Genomic DNA, 17,987 nt, shown 5'->3' with positions numbered 1-17,987 from the left:
GTTGGCTGGCAGCCCAAGTTCCACCGCCTGGTCCGGGGTGGCCTCGTGCGGTTGCCGGCAGGCCGGGCAGAGCGCACGGATCAGGGCTGGCCGATCGAGGCCAGCAGGGTGGAGGTGATCAGGTAGGGCTCCACGCCCATCTCAACGAGACGAACGATGGCGCCGGCGGCGTCGTTCGTGTGAAGGGTGCTCAGCACCAAGTGGCCGGTGAGGGCTGCCTGGACGGCGATCTGGGCGGTCTCTGTGTCGCGGATCTCGCCCACCATTACTACGTCGGGATCGTGGCGGATGATCGCCCGCAGCCCTGCCGCGAACGAGACCGCCATCTTCGTCCGCACGGCGATCTGGGTGATGCCCTCGAGGTGGTACTCCACCGGATCCTCGACGGTCATGATGTTGCGCGTTCGCTCGTTGATCCGATTGAGGCAGGCGTACAGCGTGGTCGTCTTGCCCGAGCCCGTTGGACCCGTGACCAGGATCATCCCGTACGGTCTGGCCAGCAGCCCCTCGAGCACCTTCTGTTGATCGGGAAGGAGGCCCAGCCGTTCAAGGCCCAGCAGCACGCGGTGCTTGTCCAGCACCCGGACGGTCACGCGCTCCCCGAAGTTGGAGCCAACAGACGCGATGCGCAGGTCGTGCTCGCGCTCCCCGAACTCGTACAGCAGGCGGCCGTCCTGCGGTCTCACCCGCTCGGCGATGTCCAGTCCTGCCAGCGCCTTGATGCGGGAGGCCGCACCGCCGCCCACACTCCGGGACAGCCGCGCCTTGTCGTACAGGAGCCCGTCTATGCGATAACGCACGGCGGTGCCGTCGGCCTGTGGCTCTATGTGGATGTCGGTCGCTCCCTCGCGCACGGCTCCTTGGATCATCGAGTCCACCAGCCGTACCATCGGTGGGTCGAGCGGGGAGTCGCCGGCCAGCACCGTTGCGAACTCGGGCTCAACACCTACGGCACCGGCGGCATCCAGGTCCTCGCCCACGGCCTGCGTAACGTTCAGCCGTGTGGCCAGCAGCCACTCGAAGTCGCGCTCAGTGGTGAAGAACGGCCGCACCCGGGCGCGTATCAGGCCGGAGAGCCGGTCAATGGCCCTAACGTCGGAGGGATCGGGCATGGCCACGTGGACCTCCTGCCCGACCCTCGCGAAGGGCGCCGCCCTCAGCTCGGTGATCACCGACGCCGGAATGCTGCGCAGCAACTCGTCGTCAATCGGCGTCGTGACCAGGTTCACGTATGGATTGCTCCGCTGCGCGCCCAGCGTCTCGCCCACGGCATGCTTCGTGACCAGGCCCCTGCCAATCAGCACCTGGCCCAGCCGCTGCCCGGTCTTGGCCTGCTCGGCCAGGGCCTCCTCCAACTGGGCTTCGGTTAGGAGGCCGGCCTCGACCAACATCTGGCCGAGGCGCTTCTGCGTCGAGGTTGGTGCGTACGTCGTTTCTACCCCGCCCCGGCGCACCAGCGAGCCATCCCCCACAAGGGCATCCAGGGCAATCTGCACCTCCGCGAGATCGGCGCCCAGGTGCGCCGCGATCGCTGGGGCCGTGGGGAGTTCGCGGGCATGGACCTGGACATACGCCTGCACGCGGCGTTGTAGCAGGCCGTTGGTCTCCCCGGGCTGGACCTGGCTAGCGGGGGACACGGCGCCTCGGGTTGGAGCGCCCGCGCGGCTTGGCCGGTTTGGCGGGCTGATCTTGGGAGTTGGCCTCATGTCTGTGCAGCCAGGAGTCTATCTCGTCCTTCCTGAAACGCCAGCCGCGGCCGACACGGATCGCGGGCAGTCTGCCCAGCCGGATCATCCGGTAGACGGTGATCGCGTGAACCCGCAGATAGCGGGCAACCTCCTGGACGGTCATTATGGTCGGCCTGCGTTCCAACATAGGGCAATCGGGCCTCCGAGTCAGTGTGCACTGTTCAGTACTCTATATGCCACAAATAGACCTTTTCTAGCCCTAGGCAGCACGACAGAACTCTAAGATTCTCGAAGAGGCGTTCGAATGCAGCCGTGCCGAGGAGGGGGAGGACGGTCAGACGGCGGGGATCAGGACCTCTAGCGCGCCAGGATGCACACGGAAGGTGGCCGGCAGCGTTCCAATAGTCTCGCCGTCCGCCTGGACCCTCAGTGGAGTCGAACTCGTGACGATGATCTCGCGGCCCTGGGCCTGGCGGATCTTGGGATGCAGGAGGTGGCGCCCAGAGTAGACTCTGGGCAGCACGCCCAGCGTTTCAATCCGGCTGAGCGGCCCCGCGATCACCACGTGCAGGATGCCGTCGTCCGGGCGTGCCGGCGGGACCATCCACATTCCCCCGGCGTTCCAGGCGGTGTTGCCGACCGCTATCAGAAAGAGCCTTTCGCGGTCCGCTACCCCGTCGATGACAATCCCGACCTCAACCGGCCGGTAGGTGACCAGCATCTTGAGGATGCCCAGCACGTACATGGCGGTTCCGCCCAGCACCTTAGGCCACGCGTTCACCTGTCCTGCAACCTCGCCGTCGAAGCCGGCGCCCGCGACCGTCAGGAAGCAGCGGTCGTTGACGACCCCAACGTCAATAAGCTTGGGGCGTGCGGTCAGAAGCATGCCCGCCGCGGCAGCGGGGTCCCGCGGCAGCCCGAGCGCCCGCGCGAAGTCGTTGCCCGTTCCCACCGGTAGTACGCCCATGACCGGCCGCCGGCTACGCCGGAGCAGGCCGTTGGCAACCTCGTGCGCGGTGCCGTCTCCGCCGACGGCCAGGATCACCTCAGCGTCCGAGGTTGCGGCCAGTTCAACGGCATAGCCCTGCCGCAGGGAGAAGCTCTCAGTGACTTCCCAGCCGGCTGATTCGAGTACGGGCTTCGCGCGGGCCCACGCCTGGGCTCCGCGGTTACGTCCGGCTACAGGGTTAACGATGGCGTGTGCGCGCATCCGCATGCCCCGGGTCTGACAAGTGGCAACGAGGGGATAACTACCAGGGATCTCCTGCAACTCCTGCTGGGGTGGCAGGAGTTGCCGCCCGGTTGCTCGGAGTCTTTATGCATGGAGCCGCCCCTTGGCGAGGTTCGGTTGCTGACGGTCGAGGTCCTCGCACGCGGCCTGACCGGAGGCGGCCCCCCGCGCCTGTCTGTCCCGGGCTCCGGCGCGGACAGGGGCGAGGCCTACCGCCTCTTCCATCTTCTGGACCGGCTGCAGGTGGTCTTCGGGGGCCGGGTCGCCGTGTACCTGGTCGAGCCGTTCTCGCTGACGTGGATCGCGCGCATCATCCGACACCGGCCGCGCCGCTATCCGGCGTTCATACTGGGTGGGCGTGAGGTGATCGCGGGCCTGGACGAGGGGGCGGTGCTCTCGCGGGTGGAGGGGTTGCTGGGAACGGTCAAGGAGTTCGGTCGAGACGAGTAGAAAGAAACCTGTGTGGGGGTGGGTTGACGGGCTAGAGGTCGAGGGGAGGTAGATCAGATATGCACCGGACCGTCTGGATCGTTATTGTAGCGGTCAGTCTTGCGCTGACGGCCCTGAACGCGGTGCCGACCAGGGCACAGGTGACCATCGAGGACCGGCTCGTCGTGATCACGCCTGTTGCGCGGACCGTCGCAGACCCAACGGTGGCCGCCTTCACGGAGTTCGCGCGCCGGCAGTTCGGCACCGCCGTGCGGGTGACCGTGGTCTCGGCAGGTACGCCCGTGGCCTACGGCCGGATCCGGGAGTGGGGCGGCCGGCCTGAGGCAGACGTCTTCTGGGGCGGCGAGCCCGCGCTGTTCGACGACCTGGCGGACCGTAAGCTCCTGGTGGCTCACGAGGTCCCCGAGGCGGTCCTGCGAGACATACCGGCCACGATCGGGACACCCAAGCCCATCCGGCTCAAGGATCCCAAGGGTTTCTGGGTTGGTTGCTGCCTGACCCCGTACGGGCTGATCTGGCACCCACGCCTCATGAGGCGTTTGGGTGTGGAGACGATCCGCGACTGGGATGACCTGCTCGATTGCCGCCTCAAGGGGCAGGTTGCACAGTGCACTCCTGACCGGTCGAGCTCCAACCATGCCTCGTATGAGGTCATGTTGCAGATGCTCGGCTGGCAGAAGGGCTGGGAGTGGTCGCAGAGGTTGGGCGCCAACACCGGGATGTTCGTAGCACGCAGCCGCGATGTGCCCACGGTCGTGGCCAAGGGTGAATTCGCAGTAGGATACGCCGTGCCCGCCTACATGGCGTTCGAGGATGTGCTAGGAGGGCACGATCTGAAGTATGTGACCCCGACCGCCGGGTTCGTTACCCCCGAGCCCCTGGCGGTCCTGGCCGGGTCTCGGAGCTTGAGGGCTGCCAGAGCCTTCATCCAGTTCGCGCTCAGCGACGAGGGGCAGCGGGTGATGATGTCGCGCGGGCAGTTCGGCATCGCGCCCAAGTACCGGCTGGAAGGACCCGCCGGTTCGCCGGTGGAGCGCATGGCGGAGTTCGCCGGCGCGCGGTCGTTCTTCGACAAGCCGGTCCGGAACGTCTACGACGACGACGTGGCCGAGAAGCGTTACAGCGAGGTCAACGAGGTGTTCCGCAAGTTGATCCTCGAGCGGCACAAGGACCTCCAGAAGCTGCACTGCCCGTAAGGTCTGCTTGGATCGGGGGTGTGCGCCTTTCGGCGCCCGCCCCCGGCTTCCGCCCAGAGGAGTGACTTCGGATGCAGGTACGGCTGATTGACCTTGTAAAGCGGTTCAAGGCGGTCGAGGCGATGGCCGGGGTTTCGCTCACCATCGCCGAAGGCGAGTTCTTTACTCTGCTGGGGCCTTCCGGGTGCGGCAAGACGACCACGCTGCGGATCGTCGCCGGGTTCTACGATCCCGATGAAGGATCGGTCTTCTTCGGCGACACGCCGATGAACGGCATCCCCCCGGCCGAGCGCGGCATTGGGATCGTCTTCCAGAACTACGCACTCTGGCCGCACATGACGGTCTTCGAGAACGTCGCCTACGGCTTGAAGATCCAGCGCACACCGCAGGCAGAGATCAAGACCCGCGTGATGGATACACTCGTGCAGGTTGGCCTCGAGGGGCTGGAGTCCCGCACCCCGGGCCAGCTTAGCGGCGGCCAGCAGCAGCGGGTGGCGGTGGCGCGCGCGCTCGTGTTGAACCCGCGCGTGCTGCTGCTCGACGAGCCGCTCAGCAACCTGGACGCGAAGGTGCGGGCCCGGCTGCGTAGCGAGATCCGTCGTCTACAGCAGGACCTGCACATCACCACGATCTACGTTACCCACGACCAGGAAGAAGCGATGGTTCTCTCGGATCGCATTGCGGTCATGGACGCGGGCCGCGTACTGCAAATAGGAACGCCGGTCGAGCTCTACGAGCAGCCGGCCGGGCTGTTCGTCGCCGATTTCATCGGCACCAACAATCTGGTGTCCGGTACTGTAACCGAGGTCTCCGGCGAGATGGTGGCCCTGAAGACCCCTGCGGGCATCCTGCGGGGAAGGGCAGTTGGTACGGTCAAGCCGGGCAGCGCGGCCGTCGTGGCGATCCGGCCAGAGAACCTGACGCTTGCCGAAGGCCGAGGCGATCTGGGTGTAGTGGTGCGAGGTCGCGTCGCCGTCTCGCAGTACATGGGCAACGTGGTTCGTTACGAGGTGGATGCCGGCGATGGCGTGGTGCTCCTGGTGGACGTCCACGATCCAAGGCGCCACCAGCTCCTGGGTCCCGGCCGGGAGATAACCGTGGGGTTCACCGCTGCGTCCGCGCTGGTCTTCCCGGCGGAGCGCCAGGCATGACGCCGCGGACCGTTCGGGCAACGGCAGCGCATCCCGTGGCGCGGCCGCGCGTGCCCGCCATTGTAGTGGCCCTGCCGATATACGCGTTTCTCTTCCTGTTCATCGCCTTCCCGCTGTGGCGTCTCTTCGTGGACGCGGTGACGACGGAGGAAGGGAAGCTCACCCTCGCCTTTCTTCGGGACTTCGCCACCGACGGCTTCTACAGGCGGTCGCTCGTGAACTCGCTCATAGTCTCGGCCGGCACGGTTGTCGGCTGCGTCGTGATCGGGTTCCTTGCCGCCTTCCTGCTTGTCCGGTACGACTTCCCCGGCCGCGAGACGTTCTCGTACCTGACCATCCTGCCCATAATCATGCCCCCGCTGGTGGGCATAATGGGATTGGTGTTCGTCCTGGGCCGCGCAGGCACAATCAACGTCATCCTGATGGACTACTTTGGCCTTGCCAGGCCGATCAACTTCATCTACGGCTGGCACGGCGTGCTGCTGGCGATGATCATGCACTACTTCCCGCTCATCACGCTCAACGTCGTGGACGGTCTCAGCAAACTCGACGCCTCGCTCGAAGAGGCCGCCGAGGCGATGGGTTCTCGCGGCCTGAGAAAGATACGCGACATCACTATTCCGCTCGTCACCCCGGGCTTCATCTCGGGCGCCACGCTTGTCTTCATCCTGGCGTTTGCGGATTTCGCCACGCCACTCGTCGTCGGGATGCAGGATCTGATCTCGTCCCAGGCCTACCTGAACATAGTTCAGTACATTGATAACCGGTTGTTCAAGATGGGTATTGTAATCGGCGCCCTCATGGCCGCCATGGCTATCGTCTTTCTGGTGATCGCCCGGCGCATCGTGGGGTTGCGCGAGTACGCCGTCGTCTCCTACCGCGCGGTCGAGAGGCGCCCCCTCAGGGGCGTGGCCGGGGTGCTGGCGCCGGCGTTCTTCATCGTAGTCCTGACCGTGGCGTTCCTGCCGTACCTGGGCGTCACGCTGGCGGCGTTTGGTAAGGCCTGGTCGCTCACGCCGTTTCCGACCCGGTTCACGCTGGCGCACCTGGATCAGGTGCTGCACCTGACGCCCGTCTACCTGATCAACACCCTGCGTTGGAGCGCAATCGCGGTGCTGATTATCCTGGCGTTCGGCGTTCCCATCGGATGGGTACTGGCCCGCAGCACGCTGCCTGGGAGGGGGGTGATTGACTCCGCCGTCATCCTGATCCTGGCCCTGCCCGGGACCGCGCTGGGGATCGCCTACATCCGAGCGTTTCACTTCCCGCTTCCGGCAATCGGCCTTGTGCTGAGCCGCATGTGGATCATCATGCCGCTCGTACTGGCAGTCCGCCGCATGCCGTACACGGTGCGGGCGACGTATGCGTCCCTGCTGGGCCTTCACCGTTCCATGGAGGAGTCGGCCGCGAGCGTGGGCGCCTCAGGGCTGCGGACGTTCTTCGACATCACGCTTCCGCTCATCTGGCGCGGGGTGCTGGCAGGCGCCCTGTTCTCGCTGATGTTCGCGCTACAGGAGGCGGCGGCGACCATACTGCTGGTCCTGCCTGGTTGGGAAACGATGACCGTGGGCATTTTCACATTCTACACGTCCGGCACGATCGGGCAGGCCGCTGCTCTAGGGTTTGTCCTGATCCTGCTCTGCGCCGCCACGCTGTACGCGGTCTACCGGCTGACGGGCGCGCGAATGGGCGGCCTGTTCGGTTCGGGCGGCGGGTAGCGTGCGCACGGCGCGCAACATGGGTCCGGTGGTGCGGCGGCCGGACCGTCTGTACGCCGGATATGCCTTCGACCTGGACGGCACGGTCTACTTGGGCGAAGCACTGCTGCCGGGAGCAGTGCGCACCGTCGCGTATTTGCGGGCTGCCGGCAAACCGGTTGTTTTCCTGTCCAACAACCCATTGCGCAACCGGGAGGAGTACGCGGCGAAGTTGACGCGGCTGGGCATTCCGGCTGGGCCGGGGGATGTGGTCAACTCATCCTATGTGCTCGTCAGGCACCTCCGGGTCACATCCCCAGGGGCCCGGCTCTTCGTGATCGGGGAGGATTCGGTGCGCTCAGAACTGGAATCCGCGGGATTCGTGCTCACCGATTCTCCCGGCGATGTGGAGATCGTGGTGGCCTGCTTCGACCGCACTTTTGACTACCGCAAGCTCCAGGTGGCCTTTGACGCGATCAGGGCCGGCGCACGGTTCGTGGCCACCAACCGGGACGCGTACTGCCCTACGCCGGAGGGCGGGCTTCCGGATTGCGGTGCGGTGATCGCGGCGGTAGAGGCCGCCACCGGCCATCGGGTGGAGGAGGTCGTGGGAAAGCCCTCGCCCATCATGGGCCGCGTGCTGGCCGAGCGGCTGGGCGTGCCGCCCGCCGATAGCCTGATCGCCGGGGACAGGCTGGAGACCGACATCGTGATGGGCCGTGCCTCGGGCATGGCCACGGCCCTCGTGCTGACAGGCGTGACCACGGTTGCGGCTGCGATGGCCGCCGACCCGCGGCCGGACTTCATTTTGGAGCGGCTCGATCAGCTCATCCAGGATTGAGGTGTCGAGGTGAGCGGCAGGATTCCTCAGGTGGTAGCCCACCGGGGTGCCTCGGCCGAGGCACCCGAGAACACGCTGGCCGCGTTCCGGAGGGCTCTGGAGATCGGCGTGGACGCGGTCGAGCTGGACGTGCACCTGACCAGCGACGGCGAGTTGGTCGTGATTCACGACCCCATGCTGGACCGCACCACGGATGGTCGCGGCTTGGTTAGAGACCAGACCCTGGCGGCGATGCGCCGCCTGGACGCAGGGCGGTGGTTTGGCGAGCGGTTTGCAGGTGAGCGCATCCCAACGCTGGCCGAGGCCCTTGATTTGCTCCGGTCCGTACGCGTCATCGTCGAGGTCAAGAACGGTCCAATCTACTACTCTGGGATCGCAGCTCGCGTGGCGGCTGAGGTTCGCTCCACCGGACACCCCTCGGTGACCGCGTCGTCGTTTGACCACCCGGTGCTGGTGGAGCTGAAAGCCGAGGCGACCCGCCTGGGCACCACCATGGACGCCGCCGTGCTGTTTGTGGGCCGGCCGGTGGACCCGGTCGGCCTGGCCCTGGACGCAGGGGCCGACGCCCTGCACCCACACTGGGCCTACCTGACCCCAGAGATGGTTGGCGCGGCGCACGCGGCAGCCCTGCGCGTGGAGACCTGGACCGTGGACGATCCGTTGTGCCTGGCGCACGTGGTAGGGATGGCGCCCGACGGCGTGATGTCCAACTATCCGGACCGGCTGCGCGAGTTCCTGTCAGCGCGTGGTCACCCGCTGCCGCCGGCTGTCGCGGCCCGGCAGGCCTAATCAGAGGGCGCGGGAGATCTTCCAGCTAGATTCCCGCTCGCGCTGCTCCTCGTAGAACTCCCGCTGGCGGCAGACCTCGGCCGCGTCCCATCCCAGTTCGGCCGCCATGAGCGACGCCACGGTTTCGACCGCGGCGTCGGCCGCTCCGGCATCCAGCACTGCCAGCCGCGTGCGCAGGAACATGCAGTCGGTCAGCATCGAGGCCTGCTCAGCCCTGCAGGCATACACCACCTCGGCCGCGGTGGCCGCGAAGCCCGCGACCAGCCGTCCGGCCAGGGCAGGTTCGGCCTTCATCAGCGCCAGCACGTCCAGGCTCGCAGCGCCGTAGGACTCGAGCAGGTGGACCTGCTGGTCCGGTGCCAGGCCGGCAGCGGCGAGGGCCGCGCGAGCCTGCTCCAGTCCTGCGCCGCCGGCCAGGGGCAGGTCCGCGGTCCTGCAGGGACGGCGTGTGCCATCGCGCGCGGCGATCGCGTCCACGGTGTCCTCGGCCATTGCCCGGTACCCGGTCAGTTTGCCGCCCACGATGCTTATCAGCCCTCCAGGCGAGACCGCAACGTGATGGTCGCGTCCCATCACCGATGTCGGCCCGGATGCCGAGGCGACCAGCGGCCGGATGCCCGCGAACGCGCCGGTCACATCGCCGCTTCCCAGCGGCCGCCTGAGATAGCGGTTGGCGTGGTCCAGCAGGTAGTCAACGTCGCCGCCTGTCACGAGAGGCGACGACAGGTCACCATCGTAGGCGTCATCGGTCGTGCCCAGCACGTGGCGACCCGCCCACGGCACGATGAACGCCAGCCGGCCGTCGTCGGTCTCCGGGATCACAATGGCTTCCTTGTGCGCCACGGCGCCCGGGCGCAGCACCAGGTGCGATCCCTTGCTGTGGCGGATCCGAAACTCGGGTTTGGGGTCCAGCGCCGCGATCTGTTCCCCCCAGATTCCGGTCGCGTTGACCACGAAACGGGCGCTCACCTCGAACGAGCGGCCGGTAAGCCGATCCTCGACCGCCGCGCCCGCAATGCGATCCCCATCGCGGCGCAAGGCCCTGACCGCGGCGTAGTTGCACGTTGCGGCGCCGTGGGCCCGGGCCGTTGCGAGGACAGCGTGCGTCAACCTGACGTCGTCGGCGCGGGCGTCGTAGTAGACCAGGGCACCGCGCAGCCCGTCCGGTTTCAGGTCAGGCACCTGGCGCTCAACCTGCGCGCGCGACATCGTCTGGTGGTGGAGCGCCGGGTCCCTGGCGAAAAGATCGTATGCCGCCAGGCCCACCCGGATTCCCAGCGGCGCAAACGGTCTGAGGAATGACGGGATCCAGACACCCAGCGGGCGCCGGAGACCCGCGTAGAGCGGCACAATGAACGAGAGGGGATGGACCAGATGGGGCGCCAGGCGCAGCAGGCGGCCTCGCTCGCGCAGCCCTTCGCGCACCAGGGCCAGGTGGCCCTGGGGAAGGTAGCGGATCCCGCCGTGCACTAGCTTCGTCGAGCGGCTGCTGGTCCCTCCGGCATAGTCGGCCTGCTCGACGAGCCCTACGCGGTAGCCCCGTGATGCCGCGTCCAGCGCCACGCCGGCGCCGGTGATCCCGCCGCCGATGACCAGTACCTCGACACCGCGCCCTATCGCCGCCAGGGACCCCGCTCGGGAAGCAGCAGTCATTGTGGAATCTCGGCGAGCGCGACCCGCCTGCCCTGCTCTGCCGAGAGATACCCGGCGTAGATCACGTCCACCACGTCGTAGGCCAGCTCAGCGCCGGACAGCGGCTCGTCTCCAGAGGCGATGGCGTGGACGAAATCCGCCATCTCCTGGGGATACCCACGCATCCAGTCCTCGTCCGGGGATGCGAACTGCCAGCCCGCGGTGGTCTCGACCTTCTCGGCGATGTACTCGCCGCTCAGAATGCGGCCGTCCGGCGCGTAGGTCACCACCGAACTGTTGGGATTGATGTTCGCGTACAGCACCGCGTTGGAGAGGTAGGCCTGTACCGTGTTCTTCACCCCGCCCAACGAGACGTCCGTGGAGAAGACGGTCGCCCGGGTGCCGTCATCGAAACCGATCACGGCGACCGACCAGTCCTCGACGTCCTCCCAGGCGTCCACCATGAACCGCTCCGGGCGGCTGCGGAAGGCCTCTGTGGCCGTCAGCCGCGCGGTCTCGGCGGTGACCCACACCGGCCGGATGGGCGCTCCGGCCCGCAGCCCTCCCTCGAAGGCCTTGAGGTGCAGGACCGCGCCCACCGGATGCGATCCCATCCGCAACAGCGAGCCGCCGCCTGAGGTGCGCCAGCGGCGCGAGTAGACCGCATGAGACCCCGAGTGGCTCTCCTCGGCGCGCAGGTCAAGGATCACTCCGCCGCTCTGGCGGATGAACCTTCTGATCTTCTCGACCGGCGGCGCGTAGACGAAGTTCTCCGCGTAGCAGAGCCGCACGCCAGCCGTGACGGCGGCGTCCAGGATCTGGCGGGCGGTATGGCGGGCCCGGGACCACATGTGGGGTTTTGGCACGGCCTCGCCGACGCGCTCCTCGGTTGAGTCGTCGCCGAAATACCCGGTTAGGGGTTTCTCGACGATGATGTGCTTGCCCGCGCGGGCCGCGGCAATCGCCATCTCCGCGTGGAGGTGGTTGGGCACGCACAGATCCACCGCGTCAATGTCGTCCCTCGCCAGGAGCGCCTCGTAGCTGAGAGCGACGTGTGGGACGCCGTGTCGCCGGGCAAATGCCTCAGCCCGCTCGTGCCGGGCCGCGCAGACGGCCCAGAGGGCCGCGCGGCCTTCCAGGGTCTTGAGCGCGTGCGCGTGGATGTCCGCGACGAAGCCTGCTCCTGCCAGCCCGATCCTGACCATATCTACGCTGCACCTCCAGGGCGCTGCCTGAGAGCGCGGAACCTGCCCGCCGCCCACGCGGGTAGCGGTGTGCGACTGAGCACTGTCAGAACTGAGAAGGACACGAGTATTGCCGAGATGGGTCGTGTGAAGAAGGGAGTTGGGTCGCCCGCTGTGAGCGTGAGTGCGCGCCGGAGGTTGTCGTCGGCCATCGGGCCCAGGATGAATCCCAGCACCAGCGGCGCAACCGGGAAGCCGGCCGCCTGCAGCAGGAAGCCTAGCACCCCGAACCCGAGCATGACGTACACGTCGAACTGGCGTGCGGCGATGGCAAAGCTGCCGACCACGGCGAGCACGTACACGATGGGCATGAGGGCCTGGCGCGGGATGAGCAGAACCCGGACCATCGGCCGCACGAAGATCAGACTGAGAACGAAGACCGCCAGCGTGGCCACCACGAAGACGGCGACGATCTCGGCGATCACGTGGGGATGCTTGAGCGCCAGCAGCGGTCCTGGTTGGAGGCCGTGGATCGTGAGTGCTGCAAGCAGCACCGCTGCCGGAGCGCTGCCCGGCACGCCCAGCGTGAGCACCGGGATCGTGGCGCCGCCTATGCAGGCGTTGTCGCCGGTCTCGGCGGCGATCAATCCCTCGATCGAGCCCTGCCCGAACCGCTCCGACGTGCGGCTGGTGCGCTTCGCCGTATCGTATGAAACCCACGATGCGATGTCCTCGCCCACACCGGGGATGACGCCGATCGTAGTCCCGATCAGACCGGAGCGCAGGATGTGCCTCCAGTGCCGCAACACCTCGCGCACCCGGGGAAGCACTCGATCCAGGTTCGTCTCGACCACCAGCCGCTCATCGCGGCGCATCACGCTGAGGATCTCGCCCATACCATAGGCACCCACGAGCACCGGGATGAGCGCGAACCCGGCCTGCAACTCGACACGGCCAAAGGTGAATCGCGGGAAGGCGTGGATGCCGTCCAGGCCTACGGTGGCCAGGAGCAAGCCCAGGAATCCGGCCATCCACCCCTTGATGGGATCGGCGGGCGCCGTGAGACTTCCGGCAATCACTATGCCGAAGATGGCCAGCCAGAAGAACTCCCAGCTCCCAAACCTGAGGGCTACCTGTCCCAGCAGGGGCGCGAAGACGGCCAGCATTGTCACACCGAACAGCGTGCCCAGGGTGGAGGCCGTCACGGACAGGCCGATCGCCTCGGCAGCCCGGCCCTGCATTGCCAGCGGATAGCCATCCAGGCACACCGCGGCCTGCGCCGGCGTGCCCGGGATGTTGATCAGTACTGCTGACCGGCTACCACCGGTGATCGCGCCCACGTAGGTGGCGATGAGCACCGCGATGGCATAGTCAACCGGCAGGCCGAACGTCAGGCCGGTGAGCAGCGAGAGCGCCATGGTCGCGGTCAGGCCCGGGAGCATGCCAAAGACGATTCCGATCTGGGCGCCCAACAGAATCAGGCCTACCATCATTGGGTTCGTGACCAGGCGGGTGAACTCTATCAGTAGAGCCCAGGGTGTCATGGCTTCATGGAAGCGGCACGAGGAAGACCCGGGTAAACACCCAGGTTACGGTGGCCGCCGTAACGAGCGCCGATGCGGCTGCCTTCCACGCGGTTGTTCCCCTAAATGCTAGGGTCATGGCAAAGACGAAGAAGGCGGTCAGGACCGCGAACGGCACGCGGCCCATGAAGAAGGCGAATGCGAGGGCAAGTGCGAGCGTCAGGACTACCCGGCCGGCACCCCAGCGGAGCGCGCGGTCAACCGATCCGGCATCACCCGACCGAGGCCTAAGGTGGCGCAGCCCCCGCAGCGTGAGGGCAAGCGCCTGGGCCAGCAGCACAGCAGCCAGTACCGCCGGCACCAGCCCGGGCGCGTTGAGCCAGGTCCAGTGCATGGTGTGCATCGGCATCCGCAGGGCCCCGACCAGAAAGGCCGCGGATAATGCAACAAGCGCCAGCCCCGCGGCCACGTCGGCCCGGGCCGATCGGGATGCCGGCACGTTCAAGGCTTCGGGATGCCCAGGTCCGCCGGTGAACGCTTGGCCAGGCCCGCGTCAAATAGCGTCCACGCCACCCTCCTTGCCTTGGCCTCGGTCACATCAGAAGCCCGCTTGCCGGACAGAGACGCATGGGCGGTGCCCATGTGCTTGGCAAAACTGCGCAGCGTGAACGTGTCCGCTGCGTACAGGAAGGCCTCGTCAACCGCCGCGACCACCGCTGCCGGGAGATCCTTGGGGACCATGACCCCGAAGTATGAACCGGTCTCAGGGAAGGTGGGAATGAAGGCGGTAATGGCCGGGATGATACCGTACCCGTCCAGTTCCAGCGGGGTGCTGGACATGACCGCCAGTGCGCGCAGCCGCTTGGCCCGCAGCATCTCCGCGGCTTCCATGGAAAGCTGCATTACCACTTCCACCTCGCCGGCCACGGCGGCCACCACCGCGGGCGCCCCCCCCGCGTAGGCGATGTGCCGGTAAGTAGTGCCGGCTGCCAGCCGGAAGGTCTCGGCCGCCAGGTGTCCGGAACTGCCGGCTCCTGCCGAGGAGACCGTCACGGCACCTGGCCGCGCCTTCATGGCATCAACCAAGCCCTTCACGTCCTTGATCGGCGAGTCGGCCCGCACCGCGATCACGTTTGGGGCGTAGAGGGAATAGAAGTACAGCCAGTCCCTGTGCGTCAGGTCGAGCTGGCCCAGTACCGCGTAGCTGATGGCCGCCGTGCTCGAGTTGGCGGTCCACGTGTAACCATCGCGGGGACGATCCCAGACCTCCTTCATGCCGATCGCACCGCCGGCGCCCGGGCTGTTAATGATCACGATCTTCTGGCCCAAGGGCTTCTCCATCTGGCTGGCCATGATCCGTGCGGTCATGTCCGTGGAGCCGCCGGCCGCCCAGGGAACGATGATCGTAATCGAGCGGGCAGGCTTCCACGGGGCCGGGCCTGCCTGCCCTGGATCCACGCCTATCAATCCAGCTACCAGAAGCACCAGAACTGCGGTTGTTGCCGATCTTGTCACCTCAGACGCCTCCTCTCGGTTCCCGCGTCTCACCTAAGCCGCGTCATCTCCGAGCATCACTGGTTCGCTCAAAGGTTCATTTCCCCGGAGCACGATGCAGACCTTCTCGGGCACGGAGAGACGGCCTGCTCCTTGATTGTACCCTACCAGGGGGTCTGCTATCCTCAAACAATGAACGCGTGGCATCGGGGTGGCGCTTGGAGGTAGTGCTTGCCAAGCACCAGGGGTTCTGCGGCGGAGTGCGCCGTGCGGTAGAGATGTCCGAGACCGCGGCGCGTACGCACGCCGGTGGCGTCCAGACGTGGGGTCCGCTGATCCACAATCCCCAGGTGGTCGGGCGGCTCGAGGAAGCCGGCATCGGCGTGGCCTGTGACATCCGCGACCTGGGCGGTGAGGCCTTCGTCGTCTCTGCCTACGGGGTCGAGCGCGGGGTGCTGGAGGCCGCCAGGTCACGCGGCATGACCGTGGTGGACGCCACCTGTCCGGTTGTCACGCGGGCCCACTCGCTGGCGTACGACCTTGCCCAGGAAGGCTACCAGGTAATCGCGGTCGGCGATCACGGGCATCCCGAGATGGTGACCCTCAAGGAAGCTCTGGGTGATCGTGTGACCGTGGTGCACAACCGCGCGGAAGCAGCAGCGGTGCGCCTGCGCGGCAAGACCGCGGTGATCTCGCAGACCACGCAGTCCGTTTTGAACTTCAGGGAGATCGTGGGCGACCTGGCGCTGCGTACCAGAGAGCTGAAGGTTCACAACACCCTCTGCCCGGCCATCACCGTCAGGCAAGAGGAGGCCGAGGTCATGGTCGGAGAGGTGGGTGCTCTGGTCGTGGTGGGCGGGCACCACAGCAGCAACACCACCCGTCTGGCCGAGATCGGCCGGTCGCACTCGCTGCCCACCTATCACATCGAGGTCCCGAGCGAGCTCGATCCCGCTTGGTTCGCAGGCGTCGATCGGGTGGGCGTGATGTCCGGCGCGTCCACGCCTGACTGGATCATTGCCGAGGTCGTCGAGCGGCTCAGGCAGATCGGGCTTCAGATGAAGCAGGCCGCCGACCTGCCGCCACCGTGACCGCCCAGGCCTCGTTGCCGGTCGTCGCAATCATCGGCCGTCCCAACGTCGGCAAGTCCGCCCTGTTCAACCGGCTGGTCAGCCGGAGGCACGCCATCGTGGAGGATCACCCGGGCGTAACCCGGGACCGGCTCTACGCGGTCACGGAGTGGAGCGGCCGCCGCTTCACGGTCGTGGACACGGGCGGGTTGCGGTCGGTGACGGCCGAGGGCCTCGAGACCAGGGTGCGGGCGCAGTCCGATGCGGCGATCGAGGAGGCCGACCTGGTCCTCTTCGTCGTGGATGTGCAGGACGGAATCCTGCCCGAGGATCGCGACATTGCCGGGATCGTTCGCCGCGCACGCTCTCCGGTTCTGGTCATCGCCAACAAGGTGGATGGCCCGGCCCAGGAGATCGCAGCGCAGGAGTTCTTTGAGCTGGGGCTTGGGGCTCCGTTCCCGGTCTCTGCCATTCACGGCCGCGGGATAGGTGATCTGCTGGACGCGGTGCTCGCCCTGCTGCCGGCCGAGGCACCGCCGGCCGAGACCGGAGACGCGGTCGGGGAACCCATAGCGGTGGCAATCGTCGGCCGGCCCAACGTGGGGAAGTCGTCGCTGGTCAACGCGATGCTGGGCGAGGAGCGCGTCGTGGTGGACGCGACGCCGGGCACCACCCGCGACTCCGTGGATACGCCGTGTGAGCGGGGCGGCCGTAACTACGTGCTCGTGGACACCGCTGGGCTGCGTCGCCGCGCGCGCGTCGCCGCGGCGGTCGAGGCCTACAGCGCCAGCCGCGCACGCGACTCGATCGCGCGGGCGGACGTGGCGGTGCTGGTGCTGGATGGCTCCGAGCCGGTTTCGGATCAGGACCAACGAATAGGCCGCGCGATTGCCGATGCCGGCCGCGGGGTGCTGGTGGTCATGAACAAGTGGGACCGCATCGCGCCGTCGCCCGCGCCTGACAGGCCGCGCGAGCAGGCGGTCCGACGCGCCCTGCGCTTTCTGGACTATGCCCCGATCCTGGCCGTCTCGGCCACCGAGGGATGGGGGATAGCGGAGGTGTTCGACGCGATCGCACGCGTGGCCGAGTCCCACCGAGGGCGGATCGCCACCGGCCCGCTCAATCGGGTCATCGGGAATGCGATGGCCCAGAGGGAGCCACCCGCGGGCACGTCGGGCCGGCGCCTGAAGGTCTTCTACGCGACCCAACCCGCAACGCGGCCGCCCACGGTGGTGCTGTTCGTGAACGACCCGGCCAGGATGACGCAGGCCTATCTCCGGTATCTGGAGCGGGCAGTCCGGGCGGCGTTTGACCTTACCGGCACGCCACTGCGGCTTGTGATGCGGCGGCGCAGCGGAGAGGAAAGGCCCGCGTGATCGCCGTGGCCGCCCTCGCCGTGGTGGGCGCCTACCTGCTGGGCGCCGTTCCGTTCGGCCTGCTGGTGGTACGGGCCGTGACAGGACGCGACATCCGCAAGGAAGGGAGCGGCAATATCGGCGCCTCCAACGTGTACCGCGTTGCTGGCCCGGCGGTCGGCGCCCTGGTGCTCTCGCTGGACGTGCTCAAGGGGTTCCTACCGGTAGTCGTGTCGCAGCGCTGGGGCCTGGACCCTGCTGCGACGGTCGCCGTGGGTCTGGCGGCGATCGCAGGGCACAACTGGTCGGTCTTCCTGCGCGGGGAGGGCGGGAAGGGAGTCGCCACATCCTACGGCGTGCTTCTCGCGCTCTCGCCGGCGGCCGGTCTTATCGCCGCCGGGATTTGGGTTGCCGTGATTCTCATCACCCGGTACGCCTCGCTGGCCTCCCTGCTGGGGGTTCTGTCGGTGCCGGTGGTCATGCGCCTGCGATCGGAGCCGGCCGTGCACCTGGCCTTCGGCATGGCCGTTGTGATCTTCGCGTTCTACCGCCACCGCGCCAACATCGGCCGTCTGCTGCGCGGGCAGGAGCTGCGGATTACGGGGAGGCGGGGACGTAGAAAGGAACAAGAAGGGCAGGCATTCTGATCGGGCAGGGGTTGGTTGTTCAGGCATCCGGCCGGGTGC

The 17,987-nt window shown here is 67.3% G+C and carries 17 protein-coding genes; 9 read left to right on the top strand and 8 right to left on the bottom strand.

Going from position 1 to position 17,987, the window contains the following annotated elements; translation table 11 throughout:
* Window positions 1-80 precede the first annotated feature (80 nt).
* The 3 genes from FJX73_03115 to FJX73_03105 form a co-directional block, all read right to left on the bottom strand.
* A complete protein-coding gene (locus FJX73_03115) occupies window positions 81-1,706 on the bottom strand; it encodes a hypothetical protein (protein ID MBM3469764.1) in 1,626 nt (541 codons plus the stop codon).
* Window positions 1,624-1,875, bottom strand: a complete 252-nt coding sequence (locus FJX73_03110; protein MBM3469763.1) for a helix-turn-helix domain-containing protein — start codon at window positions 1,873-1,875, stop codon at window positions 1,624-1,626. The genes FJX73_03115 and FJX73_03110 overlap by 83 nt, the downstream gene beginning before the upstream one ends.
* A gap of 147 nt (window positions 1,876-2,022) precedes the next feature.
* A complete protein-coding gene (locus FJX73_03105; protein MBM3469762.1) occupies window positions 2,023-2,904 on the bottom strand; it encodes a diacylglycerol kinase family lipid kinase in 882 nt (293 codons plus the stop codon).
* A 105-nt stretch (window positions 2,905-3,009) separates the two neighbouring features.
* Here FJX73_03105 and FJX73_03100 point away from each other — a divergent pair, with 105 nt between their 5' ends.
* The 6 genes from FJX73_03100 to FJX73_03075 all read left to right on the top strand — a co-directional run bounded on the left by FJX73_03100 (window position 3,010) and on the right by FJX73_03075 (window position 9,043).
* Window positions 3,010-3,369 carry a hypothetical protein gene (locus FJX73_03100; protein ID MBM3469761.1) on the top strand — a complete coding sequence of 120 codons (360 nt, stop codon included), beginning with the start codon at window positions 3,010-3,012 and terminating at the stop codon, window positions 3,367-3,369.
* Window positions 3,370-3,428: 59 nt separating this feature from the next.
* The gene (locus FJX73_03095) at window positions 3,429-4,565 is read left to right on the top strand and encodes an extracellular solute-binding protein (GenBank protein ID MBM3469760.1); all 1,137 of its coding nucleotides are present in this window, start codon (window positions 3,429-3,431) and stop codon (window positions 4,563-4,565) included.
* Window positions 4,566-4,636: 71 nt separating this feature from the next.
* Complete coding sequence (locus FJX73_03090; GenBank protein ID MBM3469759.1) at window positions 4,637-5,716, top strand: ABC transporter ATP-binding protein; 1,080 nt, start codon at window positions 4,637-4,639, stop codon at window positions 5,714-5,716.
* The gene (locus FJX73_03085; protein ID MBM3469758.1) at window positions 5,713-7,434 is read left to right on the top strand and encodes an iron ABC transporter permease; all 1,722 of its coding nucleotides are present in this window, start codon (window positions 5,713-5,715) and stop codon (window positions 7,432-7,434) included. The genes FJX73_03090 and FJX73_03085 overlap by 4 nt, the downstream gene beginning before the upstream one ends.
* A 19-nt stretch (window positions 7,435-7,453) precedes the next feature.
* Window positions 7,454-8,254 (top strand): HAD-IIA family hydrolase, encoded by an 801-nt coding sequence (locus FJX73_03080; protein MBM3469757.1) that lies wholly within the window; start codon window positions 7,454-7,456, stop codon window positions 8,252-8,254.
* Between the two features lie 9 nt (window positions 8,255-8,263).
* The gene (locus tag FJX73_03075; GenBank protein ID MBM3469756.1) at window positions 8,264-9,043 is read left to right on the top strand and encodes a glycerophosphodiester phosphodiesterase; all 780 of its coding nucleotides are present in this window, start codon (window positions 8,264-8,266) and stop codon (window positions 9,041-9,043) included.
* On the opposite strand, the gene FJX73_03070 is transcribed toward FJX73_03075, so the two are convergent.
* The 5 genes from FJX73_03070 to FJX73_03050 are packed head-to-tail and all read right to left on the bottom strand — an operon-like array spanning window position 9,044 to window position 14,897.
* Window positions 9,044-10,696 carry a glycerol-3-phosphate dehydrogenase/oxidase gene (locus FJX73_03070; GenBank protein ID MBM3469755.1) on the bottom strand — a complete coding sequence of 551 codons (1,653 nt, stop codon included), beginning with the start codon at window positions 10,694-10,696 and terminating at the stop codon, window positions 9,044-9,046. It lies immediately after the preceding gene.
* Complete coding sequence (locus FJX73_03065; GenBank protein MBM3469754.1) at window positions 10,693-11,880, bottom strand: Gfo/Idh/MocA family oxidoreductase; 1,188 nt, start codon at window positions 11,878-11,880, stop codon at window positions 10,693-10,695. Before FJX73_03065 ends, FJX73_03070 begins: the two co-directional genes overlap by 4 nt.
* A 2-nt stretch (window positions 11,881-11,882) precedes the next feature.
* Window positions 11,883-13,403: a transporter gene (locus FJX73_03060; protein MBM3469753.1), complete on the bottom strand. Its 1,521-nt coding sequence runs from the start codon at window positions 13,401-13,403 to the stop codon at window positions 11,883-11,885.
* Between the two features lie 4 nt (window positions 13,404-13,407).
* Window positions 13,408-13,887: a hypothetical protein gene (locus tag FJX73_03055; protein ID MBM3469752.1), complete on the bottom strand. Its 480-nt coding sequence runs from the start codon at window positions 13,885-13,887 to the stop codon at window positions 13,408-13,410.
* A complete protein-coding gene (locus FJX73_03050) occupies window positions 13,884-14,897 on the bottom strand; it encodes a tripartite tricarboxylate transporter substrate binding protein (GenBank protein ID MBM3469751.1) in 1,014 nt (337 codons plus the stop codon). Before FJX73_03050 ends, FJX73_03055 begins: the two co-directional genes overlap by 4 nt.
* Here FJX73_03050 and ispH point away from each other — a divergent pair.
* The 3 genes from ispH to plsY are packed head-to-tail and all read left to right on the top strand — an operon-like array spanning window position 14,822 to window position 17,948.
* Window positions 14,822-15,967, top strand: a complete 1,146-nt coding sequence (ispH, locus tag FJX73_03045) for a 4-hydroxy-3-methylbut-2-enyl diphosphate reductase (GenBank protein ID MBM3469750.1) — start codon at window positions 14,822-14,824, stop codon at window positions 15,965-15,967. The two genes, FJX73_03050 and ispH, sit on opposite strands and share 76 nt — an antisense overlap.
* Window positions 15,964-17,322, top strand: coding sequence for a ribosome biogenesis GTPase Der (gene der / locus FJX73_03040; protein MBM3469749.1), 1,359 nt, complete (start codon window positions 15,964-15,966; stop codon window positions 17,320-17,322). The genes ispH and der overlap by 4 nt, the downstream gene beginning before the upstream one ends.
* Window positions 17,319-17,948: a glycerol-3-phosphate 1-O-acyltransferase PlsY gene (gene plsY, locus FJX73_03035; GenBank protein ID MBM3469748.1), complete on the top strand. Its 630-nt coding sequence runs from the start codon at window positions 17,319-17,321 to the stop codon at window positions 17,946-17,948. Before der ends, plsY begins: the two co-directional genes overlap by 4 nt.
* The last annotated feature ends 39 nt before the right edge of the window (window positions 17,949-17,987 follow it).

It is taken from the genome of Armatimonadota bacterium, from assembly GCA_016869025.1.
In the GTDB taxonomy this organism is placed as follows: domain Bacteria; phylum Sysuimicrobiota; class Sysuimicrobiia; order Sysuimicrobiales; family Humicultoraceae; genus VGFA01.
This window is presented reverse-complemented; position numbering and strand designations above follow the sequence as displayed.